The sequence below is a fragment of the Oerskovia sp. Root918 genome (assembly GCF_001428945.1).
Taxonomy (GTDB): Bacteria; Actinomycetota; Actinomycetes; order Actinomycetales; family Cellulomonadaceae; genus Oerskovia; species Oerskovia enterophila.
The window spans coordinates 208,454-224,851 of record NZ_LMJG01000001.1 but is presented as its reverse complement, the minus strand read 5'-3'; the positions used below and the strand labels follow the sequence as shown (position 1 = coordinate 224,851).

Here is a 16,398-nt window from a genome sequence, read left to right as displayed (position 1 = left end):
CGACGTCGCGCGCCGACCGCTCGACGCTCGCCCCGCCGTCGGGCCGGGTGGGGCCGCCGGGGGCGGGGACGCCTGGGCCGAGGTAGAACATGCTGCGCGAGGTAGAACGCACCGCGCACTACCTCGCGCAGCACGTTCTACCTCGCGGTCACCTGGTCACGCCGTCGCCCCCGGTCACGCCGTCAGCATCGCCGCCGGGTTGTCGTGCGTCAGCCGACGCAGCACCTCGCGCTCGACGCCGCGCCGGGCGAGCATCTCGGTGAAGACGGTCGGCACGTACGCGAAGCCGTTGCCGCCGTTCTGCACCCACATCTGCTTGAGGAACACGTCGTGGCTCAGGAGCACCTGCCCCGCGAACCCCAGGTCGACGAGCCGGTGGACCGCGCCCGCGGTCGTGTGCGGGTCGGGCGAGACACCCTCCTTGGGGTAGGTGATGTCCATGCCGACCATGTCGAACTCGAGCCACACGCCCCGCTCCGCGACGGCCCGCTGGTACTCGGGGTCCTCGGCCGAGGGGTCCATGTGGCACAGCACGACCTTCTCCGGCCGCACTCCCACCTCGTCGAGCACGAGGTCGAGGATCTCGTGCGCGCGACGCTGCCACCCGGGCAGGTGGATCTGCATCGCGACCTGCGGGTGCTCGAGCTGCGCCAGGGCCGAGGCCCGCAGCGACGCCCGCTCCCCCGCGGTGAAGTCCGGCGAGACGCCGATCTCGCCGATCACGCCCGGGCGGATGCCCGTGTCCCGCACGCCGTCGGAGAGCTCGCGCGAGATCGCTGCGGCCTGCGCGTCCACGGCCTGTACCGTGATGCGCTCGCCCTCGAACTTCTCGAGGTAGGCGCCCGCCCCCATGACGACGTTGAGGCCCGTGCGGCTCGCGACGTCCGCCAGGCGCTCGGGGTTGCGCCCGATCGACTCGCTCGACGTCGCGTCCACGACGGTCCGGCCGCCGAGGGCCGCGAAGCTGCGGATCTCGGCCTCGACGGCGGCGACCGGCTTGTCGGCGATGTTGTCGGCGCAGCAGTACGGGTCCTGACGCAGCGCCCAGGCGACCGATGCGGACACCGGCTCGCGGACCACGGCCTGGGAGAACTCGTAGCTCGGCGCGTCGAGCACACCGGAGAGGTCGTTGAACAGGTGCTCGTGGGGCAGGGTCAGCCCCAGGTCCTGCGCGGCGACGGGTCCGGTGACCGTCTGGACGAACCCGACCGGCGTGACGTTCATCGCGGGCTCACCTCTCCTGCTTCACCACCGCCGACGGCGGCGGCCACTGCGGTGTCCGCGGTCGTCTCCGGCGACTTCCCCGACGGGATCATGCCGATGACCGCGGCGATCAGCGCGATCACGGTGCCGATGATCGTGGCGGCGTAGATCGTGTGGCCGAGCGAGGGGATGGCCGCGTCGATGAGGAGCGAGCCCACGAGCTGACCCGCGGTGGACGCGAGGCCCAGGAGCAGCAGGCCCAGCCCGCGGACCAGGAGCGCCATGAGCGCGATCGAGAGCAGGCCGAGCGGGCCGCCCAGGTACATCCACCACGAGCCGGGGAGCTGGAAGTCGACACCCGAGGTCATGGCGCGGATCGCGTAGGCGATGCCCAGGGCCGTGAAGCCGACCAGGAAGTTCCAGCCGATCGAGACCAGCATCGAGCCCGTGGCGTCGGCCACGGCCGCGTTGCCCGCGGGCTGCCACCCGGCGAGGAGGCCACCGACGAACGGCATGATCGCGAGGGCGATCGTGTGCGGGGCCGAGAAGTTCGGCGAGATGACGATGACGGTCGCGACGATCGCGAGGACCGCGCCCGCGAGGCGGAAGAACGTGAGCGGCTGCTTGACCGAGGCGGTGACGCCCAGGCGGTCGCAGATCACGCCCGAGATGACGAGACCCGAGATGAGCGAGATCTGGAACGTCGCGACGCCCAGGACGCCGACCGTCACGCCCTCGGACAGGACGATGACCGCACCGCACAGGCCCGCGAGGAAGTTCCACCACGGGATCGTGCGGCCCTTGATGAGGCGCGGGATCGCGAGCGCCTCGCGACGCGTCACGGGACGCGCGAACACGATGACGAACATCAGGACCAGGCCCGTGCCGAACGAGATGAGGGCGGCCGCGTGGCCGTCGCCGATCGTCTTGCCGAGCTGACCGTTGACCGCCGCCTGCATGGGGCCCAGGGCCCCGGCCAGGACGGTCGCGAGGACGAGGAGCGCGGTCGCGGTGCTCTTGACCTTGCTGCGCTGGGGCGACGGGGCGGCCGTCTGGGCGCCTCCCGAGCGGGAGGCGGTCTCCGGCGTGGTGTGCTTCATTGCTTGGCCGTGCCTTTCATCTTTCGACGGTACGTCGGATCGGTGGACCGATCGAACGGCCAGCCCTGGGTCGACGCTGAGTGGTCGGGCTGGGTGGGGGTCGTGCGGTCGTGCGGGTCGTGCTGGGCCGAGCGGGTCACTGCCCCGGTGCGACGTCCTCCGGGAGGGCTGCAGGGACCTCGTCGGCGAGCGGCAGGGACTCGATCGCCCCGTCGCGAGTGGTCGTGACGGCCGCGACGCGGGCAGCCCAGCGGGCTGCCCCGACGAGGTCCTCACCACGCAGCAGCCCGTCGGCGAGCGCTGCGCAGAAGCTGTCGCCCGCGGCCGTGGTGTCGATCGCGTCGACGCGCACCGCGGGGACGGGGGTCGGGAGGCCGTCGCGCGGGACCACGACCGAGCCGTCGGCCCCGAGGGTCACGACGACGTCGCCCGGGAAGGCGAGCCCGCGCACCATGGCCACGACGTCCGCGAGGGACTCGGGGGCCTCGCCCGCTCCCGCGAGGGTCGCGAGCTCGAACCGGTTGGGGACCAGGACGTCGAACCGGTCGCGGATCTCGGCGGGGACCGGGATCGCGGGGGCCGGGTTGAGGATGGTGGTCCCGGTCGCGAGGCGCGTGACCGCGGCGAGCGAGCCGAGCGGCGTCTCGCACTGGCACAGCACGACCTGCGCGTCGGCGACGGCTCGCACCGCGGGGTCCCGCGAGTCGACGAACGACTCGTCCACGTCGGCGTTGGCGCCCGCCTCGATGACGATGGTCGACTCGGGCTGCTCCCAGAGGATCACGGCCGTGCCGGTGGGCTCCTCGGACGTCGCGACCGACGTGACGTCGAGCCCCTCGGCCACGAGCCGGGCCGTGATCTCGCGGCCCGCGTCGTCGTCCCCGACGGCCCCGACCATCGCGACGCGGCGGCCGAGCCGCGCGGCGGCGACGGCCTGGTTGGCCCCCTTGCCGCCGGGCGAGCGCTTGAGCCCGGTCGCGCTGATGGTCTCGCCCGAGCGCGGGATCCGGTCGACGGTCAGCCGGACGTCCATGTTGAGGCTGCCGACGACCGTGATCTCGGGAGTTGGGGCCGGGGCGCCCCCGCTCCCGTGGTCGGTGCTCATCAGCCCGCGAGCCAGGTCACGGCCTGGCCGAAGAGCTTCGGGTAGCCGGACCACTCCATGAACTCGCGGGGGGCCCAGTGCGGGGAGATGTCGGACGCGAAGGCCAGCGTGCGCCCCTCGCCCTCGGTGCGCACGGCGACGAGCGGGCGTCCCTCGATCGTGGCGAGGACGGTCGCGTCGGCCTTGGCCGTGAGCTTCTGGTAGCCGAGCAGGATGGGCCACTCGGCGTCGAGGCCCGCGGTCACGGGGTGCTCGACCTCGGTCAGGACGCCGCCGATGCCCTCGGGGGTCTCCTCGCGGTCGTCGTACGGGAGGATCTCGACGGGCAGCACGGCCTCGACCGCGGTGCCGTGGTAGTTGGCCTTGGCCTGGAAGCCCTGGAAGCTGAGGTAGCCGCCGGCCATCATGAGGCCGCCGCCGCGACGCACCCACTCGGCGAGGAGCTTGATGCGGTTCGGGAAGGGGCGTCCCTCGGAGAACACGACGGGCGGCAGGAGCAGGGTGTTGGCGCCGATGTCCGAGAGCAGGACGACGTCGTACGCGTCGAGCTCCTCGAGCGTCGACGGGAAGTCGGTCGCGACGAGGTGCGAGGGCAGGTGGGTGACCTCGTGGCCCTCGGCGGCGAGCGCCTCGAGCAGCTTGGCGCAGCCGATCTCCAGCTGGGCGTGCGGGAAGGCGTCGTAGCCCTTGTAGTCCGTCGCGGCATTGATCCACGACTCTCCGGCAAGCAGCACGCGGCTCATGCGGTTCTCCTCAAGACGGTTCGGGCTCGGCCGCACATCGGCGACGTTGCGCAATGTTGTGTTGCTGTTGCGCAACAACCTAGGTGTGCGTCAGGCTCGTGTCAACCGGCGACCTGTCGGACGGACGCCTCCACCCCTCGGGCCCCGCGAGATGCCGCACGATCACAGGGCTCCCTGGACATTGGACGCGCCCACGACCAGCGCAGCGATAGGCTCTGGGAGCATCCGACGGCCGGGCGCACGAGCAGAGGGGTGGACACCATGACGTTGACGCAAGTTGCGCAACACGCGGGAGTCTCGACCTCGACGGCCTCGCGCTACCTGCGCGGCCAGCTCAACGTCCAGCCGGAGACCGCCGCGCGCATCGACGCCGCGGTGGCCGCGCTCGACTACCGCGGCGCCACACCGGGACGGGTCGCGCGCGGCTCCCGGTCGGCCACGCCCCCGCAGGGATCGCCCGCGCGCGGGACGGGCGTCGTCGCCCTGGTCGTCCCCGACTTCACCAACCCGTTCTTCACGACGCTCGCCGAGGAGTGTGCCGACCTCGCCGCCTCCCGCCAGATCCCCCTCGTCGTCGCCGTCTCCGGCAAGCACGGCGAGCGCAACGGCGGCCTCAGCCCGCTCATCGGCGGGACCGACGTCCTGGGCGGCCTCATCTACCTCGGGATGAGCCGCACCGACGAGCGCCTGGCCCGCGCGGTCGCGGACGGCCTGCCGGTCGTGGTGATCGACGAGGAGATCGACCTGGACCTCGCGGTGGACACCGTCACGGTCGACAACTACGGCGGCGCGTACCAGGCCACGAGCTACCTCATCCAGCAGGGGCACCGCCGCATCGCGCACGTCGCGGGTCCGCCCGAGCTCTCGACGACCCAGGAACGCAAGCGTGGCTACCTCGACGCGCTGGCCGACGCCGGGCTGACGGCCGACCCCGACCTGATCCGCCACGGCCCGTACACCGAGCAGTTCGGCGCCTCGACCTTCCCGTACCTCACCCGACCGGGCAGCGCGCCCACCGCGGTGTTCGTCGGCAGCGACATCGTGGCCGTCGGCATGCTCGGCGCGGCCGAGCTCCACGGCATCCGCATCCCCGAGGACCTCTCGGTCGTGGGCTGCGACGGCATCCGCATCGGCCAGTGGCTGCGCCCGCAGCTCACGACCCTCGAGCAGCCGGTCGCGGCGCTCGCGCTCTCGGCGGTCGACGCGCTCGAACGGGCCATGGCCCGCCGGGAGGCGCAGGAGTCGGCCGGGACCGGTGGGGCCGCCACGGGCTTCGAGCCCGCTCGCACGGTCCTCCCGCTCCACCTGGTCATCCGCGGATCGGTCGCGCCGCCGTCGGCCTGACGTCCTGCCCTCGACGCGCGGCGCACACCCGTGCGGCACCCTGTCCGATAGTGTCCACGGACCGGTGATCCCCACCTCGACGTCGAGGCGGAGCCGGCCCCGTCCTGGCGACGCCGCCGGGCCCGCACGTCGAGAGGACCGCCCATGCCCCCCAGGCTCAGCGCCACCGCACTCCTCTGGTGGGGCGTGGGACTGATCGTCGCCGGAGTCGTGGGCAACCTCGTGCTGCCGCAGCTCGTCTCCGAGCTCGTCTACTCGTCAGGGAGCGCCGTCTTCCAGACGATCCTCCAACCGGTCTCGTCCCTCGTGTCGGTGGCCCACTACCTGGGCGCAGGACTCGTCGCGGCGGCCTTCACCGTGCGCGCACTGACCCGGAGCCCTGGTGAGCGCTACACGGGTCCGGCGCCGTACTCACCGCCCAAGCCCGGCAACGAGCCGCCCCGCTGAGCTGGCGTGGCTCACCCCGTCGCCGCGGTGATGGTCTCCAGGAGGGAGCCGATCACGACCAGGTAGATGAGCGCGAAGAACACCGTGTGCAGACCGCTGAAGAGCAGCGCGTCACGCACCTTGCCCGGGGCGCGGAAGTAGCCGAGGAACTTCCGGAGGAAGCCGATCGGGTGCGCCAGGTCCCAGCTGTTGAACCGGATGTACCGACCCAGGTAGATGCCGAACGAGACGAGCACGAGGACCACCGCGACCACCACCCAGGATGCCGGTCGCTCGAACGGCTTGGGGTCGTCGGGGTAGCGCAGCACGGCGTAGAACATCTGCACCAGGAAGATGTTGACCACGGTGTTGAGGACCCCGGACATCGCGAGGGACAGGACCGCGACGATGTCGTACCAGAGCGGCACGTCCTCGCCGTCCTTGCGGTGGCTGAAGTTGAGCTCGGTCACGAGGTACCCGGCGTTGGGCAGGAGCAGCAGCCAGACCACGAGCCCGGCGGCCGCGACGGTCACGACGAGCCACGTCGACGCCCCGGCCGCGCTGAGCGCCAGGTCACCGACGATCCAGAACGTCAGCACGAACACTGGCAGCACCGACAGCCCGATGTTGAGCAGCATGGGCCGGTAGACCTCGGTGCGGAACAGCGGGGCGCGCAGGAGGACGAGCGCGAACGCGAAGACGTTCAGGAGGATCACGCCGAGGAACAGCAGGTTCATGGTGGGCTCTCGTGGTGCGGTGCGGGCAGGTGAGGCGCGGGTGCCGCTCGGGCCGCACGGGCGGGGACCGAGCGGCCGAGCCGCGGTCAGGTAGACCACGGTAGGGCCCGACGGCGCCTCCGCCAGCCCGCGCGACACGTCACCCTCGCGGCTAGCGTGGGTCGCGCGGGAATCTCGAGCTCCACCGATTCGTCCAAGGACGGGCGACCGAACCCCGGGAGTCACAGTGACGCACCACGACGAAGCAGCGACGCCGCCGGCGGCTCCCGGCCCGGGGAAGGACGCGACGCCCGCCGCAGGGGGTGCCGGGACCCCGACTCCCACGGGCGCCGCACCCGGCGGCTCAGCGACCCTGATGCTCACGCTCGCGACGATCGGCTTCGCGGTGAACTTCTGGGCATGGGCTCTCATCAGCCCGCTCGGTGGCGCGTACAGCAAGGCGCTCGGACTGTCGGCCGTGCAGCAGTCGGTGCTCGTGGCGGTGCCGGTCATCGTGGGCTCGCTCGGCCGTATCCCGGTCGGTGCGCTCACGGACCGGTACGGGGCCAGGATCATGTTCCCGCTGGTCAGCGCAGCGACGATCCTGCCGGTGCTGTTCATCGGCTTCGTCGCCGACAGCTACCCGATGCTCATCCTGGGTGGCTTCTTCCTGGGCCTGGGCGGTACGGCGTTCGCGGTCGGCGTCCCGTTCGTCAACGCCTGGTACCCGCCGGCGAGGCGAGGGACGGCGATCGGGATCTTCGGGATCGGCATGGGCGGCACCGCGATCTCGGCGTTCACGACCGTGCGGATCTCCGACACGTACGGCGAGACCGCACCGTTCGTGCTCGTGGCATGCGTCCTGGCCGTCTACGCGGTGGTCTCGTGGCTCCTGGTGCGCGACGCCCCGGGCCGCGTCCCTGCCGCGCACGGGAACTTCCTCGCGCGGACCTGGGCCACGTTCAAGCTGCCCGCGACGCTCCAGCTCTCGTGGCTCTACGCCGTGGGCTTCGGCGGTTTCGTGGCGTTCAGCGTCTACCTGCCGACCTTCCTGGTGAACGCCTACGACCTGACGGCCGCCGACGCCGCCGCGCGGACCGCGGGGTTCGTGGTCCTCGCCGTCGCGATGCGGCCCGTGGGAGGCACGCTCTCGGACAGGTTCGGCGGCATCCCCGTGTCGGTCGTGTGCTTCGCGGTCGTGACGGTCCTCGCGGCGGTCGTCGCGTTCCAGCCCGACCTGGTGCCGCTCGGGACCGTCGCGTTCCTCGGGCTCGCCGCTGGGCTCGGCGCGTCGTCGGGCGCGACGTTCGAGCTCGTGGCCAAGGTGGCCCCGCAGGACAAGGTCGGAGCAGTCACGGGCCTCGTGGGCGCGGCGGGCGGCCTCGGCGGGTTCATCCCTCCGCTCATCATGGGCGCGGTGTACCAGCTCAACGGGGACTACGGCCTGGGCTTCGCGGCCCTCGCGGTGACGGCACTCGTCACGCTGCTCTTCACGCTGGGACCGGTGCGGCGAGGCACGCGCGGCTGACGGGCGGCACGGCCCGCTCCTCGGACGGTCCTCGTCCGCCGTGCCGCCAGGCGTGGCCCCTCACCCGGCGCGTCGGCCTACGGTGTCCCCATGGACCCGCGCCCCTCCGATGAGTTGTCAGAAGCCCACCGGGCTCCAGACCGGCCACGTTCTGACAACACGTCCACGCCGGGCGAGTTGTCAGAAGCCCATTGGGCTCCAGACCGGCCACGTTCTGACAACACGTCCACGCCAGGCGGCAACCCGCCAGCGAGCTCGACGAGCCGTCCCGAGGGCCGCTCGCCCACCGACCATGCGGCTGCCGGGCGCGTGCACTCGGTCGAGGAGTACCGCGACCACGTCCTGACGCTGGTCGCGCCGCTGGCCGCCGAGCAGGTCGCCCTCGACGCGCTCGCGACCGGGACCCCCGCGCGGCGCGTGCTCGCGCACGACGTCCGCTCGCTCCTCGACGTGCCCCGCTTCGACGCCTCGGCCATGGACGGGTACGCGGTCCGCAGCGCGGACCTTGCGACCGCGAGCGCCGCGTCACCCGTGACGCTCCGGGTCGTGGGCGACATCGCGGCGGCTCCGACGGCGAGCGTGCCCACGCCCGGGCCGGCCGCCGGACAGCCCACCACGCCCCCGACGGGCGCCCCTCTCACCGAGGCCGGCTCGCCCGCCACCCTCACCGACGCCCCCGCCGACGCCCCACCCACGACCCGCCCCACCCACGCGCCAGGCGAGGCGACCCGCATCATGACGGGCGCACCCGTGCCCGACTGGTGCGACGCCGTCGTGCCCGTGGAGCGGACCTCGACGCGTCGCTTCACACCCGGTGCGCCCCTCGACCCGACCATCCAGGTCGACGCCCCCTCGCGCGCCAACATCCGCCGCCGTGCGGAGGACGTCGCTATCGGCGACCTCGTCGCCGCGGCGGGCGCACCGACGACCGCGCGCCTCGTCTCCGCGGCGGCCTCGGCGGGCCATGCGAGTCTCGCCGTGCACCGCGTCCCGCGCGTCGCGGTGCTGTCGACGGGCAGCGAGCTGGTCCCGGTGGGGACCGCGCCCGGCCCGGGCCAGATCCCCGACTCCAACTCGCTCCTGCTCGCGGCGTGCGTGCGTGACGCGGGAGGCGTCCCGGTACGGGTGGGGGCGGTCCCGGACACAGCCGAGGCGCTGCGCGCGGTGCTCGACGACGTCGCTCCCCACGTGGACCTGATCGTCACCTCGGGCGGGGTCAGCGCGGGCGCGTTCGACGTGGTCAAGGAGGTCCTGAGCGGTGCCCAGGACGCGGCGCTCACCCCGGCGCAGGGCCCTTCCGACGTCCTGCTGGTCGCGGTCGGCATGCAGCCCGGCAAGCCGCAGGCCGCGGCGCGCTGGCGCGGGACCCCGATGCTCGGGCTGCCGGGCAACCCCGTGAGCGCGTACGTGTCGTTCCGGGCGTTCGTGCGTCCCGCGGTTCGCCGGCTCGCGGGTCACCCCGACCCGGCCGAGCCCCTCGTCGAACGCGTCGCCGCGGAGGGGTGGCGATCGCCCGCGGGGCGCCAGCAGTTCCTCCCGGTGCGTTTCGTCGGGGACGACGGCGTGGCCCCGGTCGGGCCCGGCGCCCACCACGTCTCGGCCCTGACCCGGGCCGACGCGATCGCGGTCGTGCCGCCCGAGGTCGAGGCGGTTGGGCCGGGCGACACCGTGCGTGTCATGGTGATCGCATGAGCGAGTTCACGCACCTCGACGAGCGCGGCCACGCCCGCATGGTCGACGTCACCCTCAAGCAGCCCACCGTCCGCTCGGCGACCGCGACGGCCGTCGTCCGCTGCGGCCCCCACATCGTCGCGGCGCTGCGCTCGGGCGAGGTCCCCAAGGGCGACGTGCTCGCGGTCGCGCGCATCGCGGGCATCCAGGGGGCCAAGAAGACGGCCGAGCTGCTGCCGCTCGCGCACATCATCGGGGTGCACGGCGCGACCGTGGACCTCGACGTCCAGGACCACGGGGTGGAGATCAGCGCGACCGTGCGCACCGCGGACCGCACGGGGGTCGAGATGGAGGCGCTCACGGCCGTCGCGGTGGCCGGCCTCGCGGTCGTGGACATGGTCAAGGGGCTCGACAAGTCGGTCGAGCTGAGCGACGTCCGCCTCCAGGCCAAGACGGGCGGCAAGTCGGGCGACTGGGTGCGCTCGGTGTGAGCACCCCCCTGCCGCCGGAGGTCCTCGCGTTCGACGCCGTCGTGCTCGCGGGGGGTCGCGCCCGGCGCCTGGGCACGTCCAAGCCGCAGCTCGTCGTCGACGGCGCCCGTCTGCTCGACCACGTGCTCGCGGCGACCCGTGACGCGCGGGCGACGGTCGTCGTCGGGCCTGCCGACCTGGCCTCCGACGCGTACGTCCTCACGCGCGAGGACCCGCCGTTCGGCGGTCCGGTCGCGGGCACCGCGGCGGGCCTCGCCGCCCTGCCCGACGGCGCCGCCCCCTGGGTCCTCCTCCTCGCCTGCGACGTCCCGCGCGCCGCGGAGGCCGTGCCGCTGCTCGTGGCGAGCGTGGCCGGCGCGCCCCGGACGGGCACGAGCGGCGACGTGGTCGACGGCGTGCACCTCGCGGCCGGCGGGAAGGCCCAGTGGCTCGTGGGGCTGTACCGGCGTGAGGCGCTCGACGCCGCGGTGGCCCGCGTCACGCAGGGCGTCCCGGTCGGCGACCCGTCCGACGGGGACCCGTCCGGTGGCCCTCGCACGGGGACGGCGAGCGGTCCCTCTCCGTCGGGCCTGCACGGCGCTCCCGTCCGCCGCCTCGTCTCAGGGCTGAGACTCCTGGAGGTCGAGGACGTGGACGGCCTGAGCACCGACGTCGACACGTGGCAGGATGCGGAGTCATACGCGCACCGTCGCGCGCAGAGCAGTACTCCGAGTCACGACCTGCACGGATCATCGGGAGGCATGGCATGAGCAACCTCGAGCGTTGGGTGGACGCCCTCGTCGACGAGTTCGACCTGGACCGCGAGGCGGTGGACATCGGAGCGATCCTCGACCTGGCCCGGGACGCCGCGCACCGCGTGGAGCGGCCCGCTGCACCCTTGACGACGTTCATCGCGGGGTACGTCGCCGGGCTCTCGGCGGGCGAGGGGGCAGACCACCCCGGCCTGGACGCCATGGAACGGGCGACCGAGCTCGCGCTCGCGTGGGACGTCGAGGCGACGCTCGACGAGGTCGTCGAGGAGTCCGCCGACCCCGCCGGGACCGCTGGAGCCGAAGGCGCAGCGAGCCCGGCAGACCCCTCGCTCGAGAGGGCGTGACGTGCCGCAGGTCCGCTACTTCGCGGGGGCCGCTGAGGCAGCCGGGCTCGAGGCGGAGTCGCTCCCGGGCGCCTCGGTCGGCGAGCTCTTCGCCGCGATGACCACGCGCCACCCCGCGCTCGCCGAGGTGCTGCCGCGCTGCTCGGTGCTCGTGGGCGGCGTGCGGACGGCGGACCACGGCGTCGCGCTGGCCGACGACCAGCAGGTCGACGTGCTGCCGCCCTTCGCGGGCGGCTGACGGCCACCCGCCTTCGGCCACGCGCTGAGTGCGCGGGGGCAGCGCTCGAGGCCAGGATCGGTCGCGGGCGACGGCCGCGGGAAGCTAGTGGTCCCCGCCAGCGAGCTGCGAGAACACGTGCGGCAGCAGCGGCTCGAGCACGGTCCACCCGTCCCGCACCCCGCCCGGCGACCCGGGCAGGTTCACGACGAGCGCGCGCGTCCCGTGCGCGGCGGGCGCGGTCCCGACGATCCCGCGCGAGAGCACCGCGCTGGGCACCACGGTCGCGCCCCGACGCCGGATCGCCTCGGCGACGCCCGGCAGCTCCTGATCGACGACCTCGGCCGTACCCTCGGGCGTGTGGTCGCGTGGGCCGATGCCCGTCCCGCCCGTGGTGACCACGAGGCGCGCCCCCTCGACCAGCGCCGAGGTGAGGGCGTCGCGGACGGAGTCGACGCCGTCGGGCACCAGACGCAGCGTGACGCGCTCGAAGCCTCCCGTCTCCAGGAGCGAGACCAGGAGCGGGCCCGACCGGTCGGTCGACTCGCCGCGCGAGCCGCGGTCGGAGACCGTGACGACGGTGACCGGCAGGTGGGCGAGGGGGAAGCCCGCGGAGGGCCCGTCGAACGAGGTCATGAGAGCACCGTAGACAATCGCGCGGCGCGGGGCGACGGAACCGTGCTCGTCGGGCGGAAGCGACCGGACCTGGGCATACTGCGAGGCAGACGAACGTACACGCACGGTCCTGCTCGCCCCAGGAGGTCGCATGTCGCAGTCCACCGTCCCCGGCCCGGGCACCGACGCCCGCGCCGCGGGCGCCGCACGCCCTGAGTCCCCCGGAGGTGGTGGTGAGGACGCGCTGCTCCGGCTGGGCAAGCACCTGCGCCGCGGGGAGGTCTCGCCCGACCTGCGGCAGCTGTTCCTCCAGGGGGGCCGCGAGGGCGACGTCTTCTACCGGGACCGGTGGTCGCACGACAAGGTCGTGCGCTCGACGCACGGTGTGAACTGCACGGGCTCGTGCTCGTGGAAGGTGTACGTCAAGGACGGCATCATCACGTGGGAGACGCAGCAGACGGACTACCCGTCGGTCGGCCCGGACTCGCCCGAGTACGAGCCGCGCGGCTGTCCGCGCGGCGCGGCCTTCAGCTGGTACACCTACTCGCCGACGCGGGTCCGGTACCCGTACGTGCGCGGCGTGCTGCTGCGCGCGTTCCGGGACGCCAAGGCCCGCACGGGCGACCCCGTGAGGGCGTGGGCCGAGGTCACGGGCGACCCGGAGACCGCGCGCGCGTACAAGCAGGCGCGCGGCAAGGGCGGCCTGGTCCGGGCGTCGTGGGACGAGGCCGCGGAGATCGTCGCGGCGGCCCACGTCCACACGATCAAGACCTATGGCCCGGACCGCATCGCGGGCTTCTCCCCCATCCCGGCGATGTCGATGGTCTCGCACGGCGTGGGCGCGCGGTTCATCTCGATGCTGGGCGGCGCGATGCTGTCGTTCTACGACTGGTACGCGGACCTCCCGGTCGCCTCGCCGCAGGTGTTCGGCGACCAGACCGACGTGCCCGAGTCGGCCGACTGGTGGAACTCCTCGTACTGCATCATGTGGGGCTCGAACATCCCCGTGACCCGCACGCCGGACGCGCACTTCATGGCCGAGGCGCGCTACCGCGGCCAGAAGGTGATCGTGGTCTCGCCCGACTACGCGGACAACACCAAGTTCGCGGACGAGTGGCTCGCGGTGCACCCCGGCACCGACGGCGCGCTGGCTCTCGCGATGGGTCACGTCATCCTGCGGGAGTTCCACGTGGAACGTCGCACGGCGCCGTTCGTGGACTACCTGACGAGGTTCACGGACTCGCCGTTCCTCGTGACGCTCACGCCGAGCCCCGCGAGCAGACCGGGCACAGCGGGCACGTCGAGCACAGCGCCCGACGGCGCCGCCCGCCCCGCGGGGGACGTCACCTACGTCCCGGGCAAGTTCCTCACCGCGGCCGACCTGGCCGACGACGTCCTGCCGGGCGCCGCGAGCGCCGCGAACGCGGCCTTCAAGCCCGTCCTGCTCGACGCCGACGGCTCGCCCGTGATCCCGAACGGCACGCTGGGACACCGGTTCGGCGAGGCCGACGAGGGGAAGTGGAACCTCGACCTGGAGGGCGTCGAACCGCTGCTGTCGGTCGCGGACGGCCACACGTCCGCCGGGCCCGACCCGCTGACGGGAGCGGCGCCGTCGGGCCCGGGTGGCACTCGGGTCGAGACCGTGCGCGTGGACCTGCCGCGCTTCGACCTCTCGCCCGACCCCGACCAGGGCGAGACCGGGAGGCACACCGGCGGCGCGGGCTCGGTCACGCGCGGCGTGCCCGTCCGGCGCGTGGGCGGGCACCTGGTGACCACGGTGTTCGACCTGCTGCTCGCCCGGTACGGCGTGAACCGCGAGGACCTGGACCTGCCCGGGGAGTGGCCCTCGGGCTACGACGACGCGGACTCCCCCGGCACCCCGGCGTGGCAGGAGCAGTTCACGGGGGTCCCCGCGGCGGCGGCCGCACGGATCGGGCGTGAGTTCGCGGACAACGCCGAGAGGTCGGGCGGGCGCTCGATGATCATCATGGGCGCCGGCGCCAACCACTGGTTCCACGCCGACACGATCTACCGGGCCATGCTCGCGCTGACGACCATGACGGGCTGCCAGGGCGTCAACGGCGGCGGCTGGGCGCACTACGTCGGGCAGGAGAAGTGCCGACCCGTCACCGGGTGGGCCCAGTACGCGGGCGGCCTGGACTGGTCGCGGCCCCCGCGCCAGATGATCGGCACGGCGTTCTGGTACGTCGCGACCGACCAGTGGCGCTACGACGGGCTGCCCGCCGACGCGCTCGCGACACCGCTGGGCTCGGGCATGTTCGCGGGCCGGACCACGGCCGACTGCCTGGTCGAGTCCGCGCAGCGCGGCTGGATGCCCAGCTACCCGACGTTCGACCGCAACCCGCTCGACCTCGTGGACCAGGCCGAGGCGGCCGGGGCCGAGCCTGCGGACTACGTGGTCTCCGAACTGCGCAGCGGCGCGCTCAGGTTCGCGGTCGAGGCCCCCGACGCCCCCGAGAACTTCCCGCGCTGCGTCACGGTGTGGCGGGCCAACATCCTGGGGTCCTCGGGCAAGGGCAACGAGTACTTCCTCAAGCACCTGCTCGGGACGGACTCCGCGGTGCTCGCGGACGAGTCCGCGCCGGGGCGGCGCCCGCAGTCGATCGAATGGGCCGAGGAGGCGCCGCGCGGCAAGCTCGACCTGCTCACGACCCTCGACTTCCGCATGACGAGCACCACGCTGTTCTCCGACGTCGTGCTGCCCGCGGCCACCTGGTACGAGAAGCACGACCTGTCCACGACCGACATGCACCCGTTCGTGCACTCGTTCAACCCCGCGATCAGCCCGCCGTGGCAGACCCGCACCGACTTCGACATCTTCCACACGATCGCGAAGAAGATCAGCGAGTACTCGGTCGAGCACCTGGGCGTGCGCAAGGACCTCGTGGCCGCGCCCCTGCTGCACGACACCCCGGACGCCATGTCCGTGCCGCACGGCACGATCGTCGACTCGGGCGCGGGGTCGGCGTCCCGTCCCCTGGTCCCGGGCGTGACCATGCCCAAGCTCGTCGTGGTCGAGCGCGACTACCCGGCGTTCGCCGACCGCATGGCCTCGCTCGGTCCGCTCACCGAGAAGCTCGGCATGGTCACCAAGGGCGTCCAGTTCTCGCCCGGCGAGGAGGTGCGGGTCCTGGGGCAGAAGAACGGTCTCGTGCCCTCGGGCCCCGCGGCGGGGCGCCCGCGGCTCGACAAGGACACGCACGCGTGCGAGATGATCCTGGCGCTGTCGGGCACGACCAACGGTCGCCTCGCGGTCCAGGGGTTCGAGCACGTCGAGAAGCGCACGGGCGTCGAGCTCGCGGACCTCGCGCGCGACGAGCAGGGCAAGCGCGTCACGTTCCCCGACGTCCAGTCCCGCCCGACGACGGTCATCACCTCTCCCGAGTGGTCCGGCTCGGAGCACGGGGGTCGCCGGTACACCGCGTTCGCGATCAACGTCGAGCGGCTCAAGCCGTGGCACACCCTCACGGGGCGCCAGCACTTCTTCCTCGACCACGACTGGATGACCGAGCTCGGGGAACAGCTGCCCGTGTTCCGGCCGCCGCTCGACATGCACCGCCTGTTCCCCGACTCCCCGCCCCTGGGCGACCGTTCCCCGAGCGGGTACCCCGGCTCGGAGGGCCAGGCCGAGGTCGCGGTGCGGTACCTGACCCCGCACTCCAAGTGGTCCATCCACTCGGAGTACCAGGACAACCTGTTCATGCTCTCGCTCTCGCGCGGCGGGCCGAACGTCTGGATGTCGCCGCGCGACGCCGACAAGATCGGGGTCCGCGACAACGAGTGGATCGAGGCGTACAACCGCAACGGCGTGGTCGTGGCCCGGGCCGTGGTCTCGCACCGCATGCCCGAGGGCACGGTCTACATGCACCACGCGACCGACCGCACGATCGACGTCCCGCTCGCCGAGACCTCGGGGCTGCGCGGCGGCATCCACAACTCGCTGACACGTGTGCTGCTCAAGCCCAGCCACCTCGTCGGGGGCTACGCGCAGCTGGCCTTCGCGTTCAACTACCTGGGCCCGACGGGCAACCAGCGCGACGAGGTCACGACGATCCGCCGCCGCTCGCAGGACGTGACGTACTGATGGGCGCCCCGCAGAGGCGTCCCGGCCCTCGCCGCCGT

The 16,398-nt window shown here is 73.1% G+C and carries 15 protein-coding genes; 9 read left to right on the top strand and 6 right to left on the bottom strand.

Going from position 1 to position 16,398, the window contains the following annotated elements:
* Positions 1–174: 174 nt before the first annotated feature.
* The 4 genes from ASE27_RS00985 to ASE27_RS00970 form a co-directional block, all read right to left on the bottom strand.
* Positions 175–1,224, bottom strand: coding sequence for a phosphotriesterase (locus ASE27_RS00985; protein ID WP_056644783.1), 1,050 nt, complete (start codon positions 1,222–1,224; stop codon positions 175–177).
* Positions 1,221–2,303, bottom strand: coding sequence for a DMT family transporter (locus tag ASE27_RS00980; RefSeq protein WP_068627678.1), 1,083 nt, complete (start codon positions 2,301–2,303; stop codon positions 1,221–1,223). The genes ASE27_RS00985 and ASE27_RS00980 overlap by 4 nt, the downstream gene beginning before the upstream one ends.
* A 136-nt stretch (positions 2,304–2,439) precedes the next feature.
* A complete protein-coding gene (locus tag ASE27_RS00975; RefSeq protein WP_056644778.1) occupies positions 2,440–3,408 on the bottom strand; it encodes a ribokinase in 969 nt (322 codons plus the stop codon).
* Positions 3,408–4,151: a glutamine amidotransferase gene (locus ASE27_RS00970; protein WP_056644776.1), complete on the bottom strand. Its 744-nt coding sequence runs from the start codon at positions 4,149–4,151 to the stop codon at positions 3,408–3,410. Before ASE27_RS00970 ends, ASE27_RS00975 begins: the two co-directional genes overlap by 1 nt.
* A 261-nt stretch (positions 4,152–4,412) precedes the next feature.
* Between ASE27_RS00970 and ASE27_RS00965 the strand changes: the two genes are divergently transcribed.
* The gene (locus tag ASE27_RS00965) at positions 4,413–5,495 is read left to right on the top strand and encodes a LacI family DNA-binding transcriptional regulator (protein WP_082608509.1); all 1,083 of its coding nucleotides are present in this window, start codon (positions 4,413–4,415) and stop codon (positions 5,493–5,495) included.
* 144 nt (positions 5,496–5,639) lie between these two features.
* Positions 5,640–5,942, top strand: a complete 303-nt coding sequence (locus ASE27_RS00960) for a hypothetical protein (RefSeq protein ID WP_056644770.1) — start codon at positions 5,640–5,642, stop codon at positions 5,940–5,942.
* 11 nt (positions 5,943–5,953) lie between these two features.
* Here ASE27_RS00960 and ASE27_RS00955 read toward each other — a convergent pair whose 3' ends face one another.
* On the bottom strand, positions 5,954–6,658 hold the full coding sequence (locus tag ASE27_RS00955) for a DUF1361 domain-containing protein (protein WP_056644768.1): 705 nt from the start codon (positions 6,656–6,658) through the stop codon (positions 5,954–5,956).
* Positions 6,659–6,884: 226 nt separating this feature from the next.
* Between ASE27_RS00955 and ASE27_RS00950 the strand changes: the two genes are divergently transcribed.
* The 6 genes from ASE27_RS00950 to ASE27_RS00925 all read left to right on the top strand — a co-directional run bounded on the left by ASE27_RS00950 (position 6,885) and on the right by ASE27_RS00925 (position 11,661).
* Positions 6,885–8,165, top strand: coding sequence for a nitrate/nitrite transporter (locus ASE27_RS00950; RefSeq protein WP_235534078.1), 1,281 nt, complete (start codon positions 6,885–6,887; stop codon positions 8,163–8,165).
* 309 nt (positions 8,166–8,474) lie between these two features.
* A complete protein-coding gene (glp, locus tag ASE27_RS00945; protein ID WP_056644766.1) occupies positions 8,475–9,857 on the top strand; it encodes a gephyrin-like molybdotransferase Glp in 1,383 nt (460 codons plus the stop codon).
* Complete coding sequence (gene moaC / locus ASE27_RS00940; protein ID WP_056644764.1) at positions 9,854–10,327, top strand: cyclic pyranopterin monophosphate synthase MoaC; 474 nt, start codon at positions 9,854–9,856, stop codon at positions 10,325–10,327. The genes glp and moaC overlap by 4 nt, the downstream gene beginning before the upstream one ends.
* Positions 10,324–11,076 (top strand): molybdenum cofactor guanylyltransferase, encoded by a 753-nt coding sequence (locus tag ASE27_RS00935; protein ID WP_235535317.1) that lies wholly within the window; start codon positions 10,324–10,326, stop codon positions 11,074–11,076. The genes moaC and ASE27_RS00935 overlap by 4 nt, the downstream gene beginning before the upstream one ends.
* Entirely contained in the window at positions 11,073–11,423 is a 351-nt protein-coding gene (locus ASE27_RS00930; protein WP_235534080.1) for a DUF6457 domain-containing protein, read from the top strand. The genes ASE27_RS00935 and ASE27_RS00930 overlap by 4 nt, the downstream gene beginning before the upstream one ends.
* Position 11,424: 1 nt before the next feature.
* A complete protein-coding gene (locus tag ASE27_RS00925) occupies positions 11,425–11,661 on the top strand; it encodes a MoaD/ThiS family protein (RefSeq protein WP_056644761.1) in 237 nt (78 codons plus the stop codon).
* 84 nt (positions 11,662–11,745) lie between these two features.
* Here ASE27_RS00925 and ASE27_RS00920 read toward each other — a convergent pair whose 3' ends face one another.
* The gene (locus tag ASE27_RS00920; RefSeq protein WP_056644758.1) at positions 11,746–12,276 is read right to left on the bottom strand and encodes a molybdenum cofactor biosynthesis protein B; all 531 of its coding nucleotides are present in this window, start codon (positions 12,274–12,276) and stop codon (positions 11,746–11,748) included.
* A gap of 130 nt (positions 12,277–12,406) precedes the next feature.
* On the opposite strand from ASE27_RS00920, the gene ASE27_RS00915 reads away from it, so the two are divergent.
* The gene (locus ASE27_RS00915; RefSeq protein ID WP_082608367.1) at positions 12,407–16,360 is read left to right on the top strand and encodes a nitrate reductase subunit alpha; all 3,954 of its coding nucleotides are present in this window, start codon (positions 12,407–12,409) and stop codon (positions 16,358–16,360) included.
* Positions 16,361–16,398: the final 38 nt, after the last annotated feature.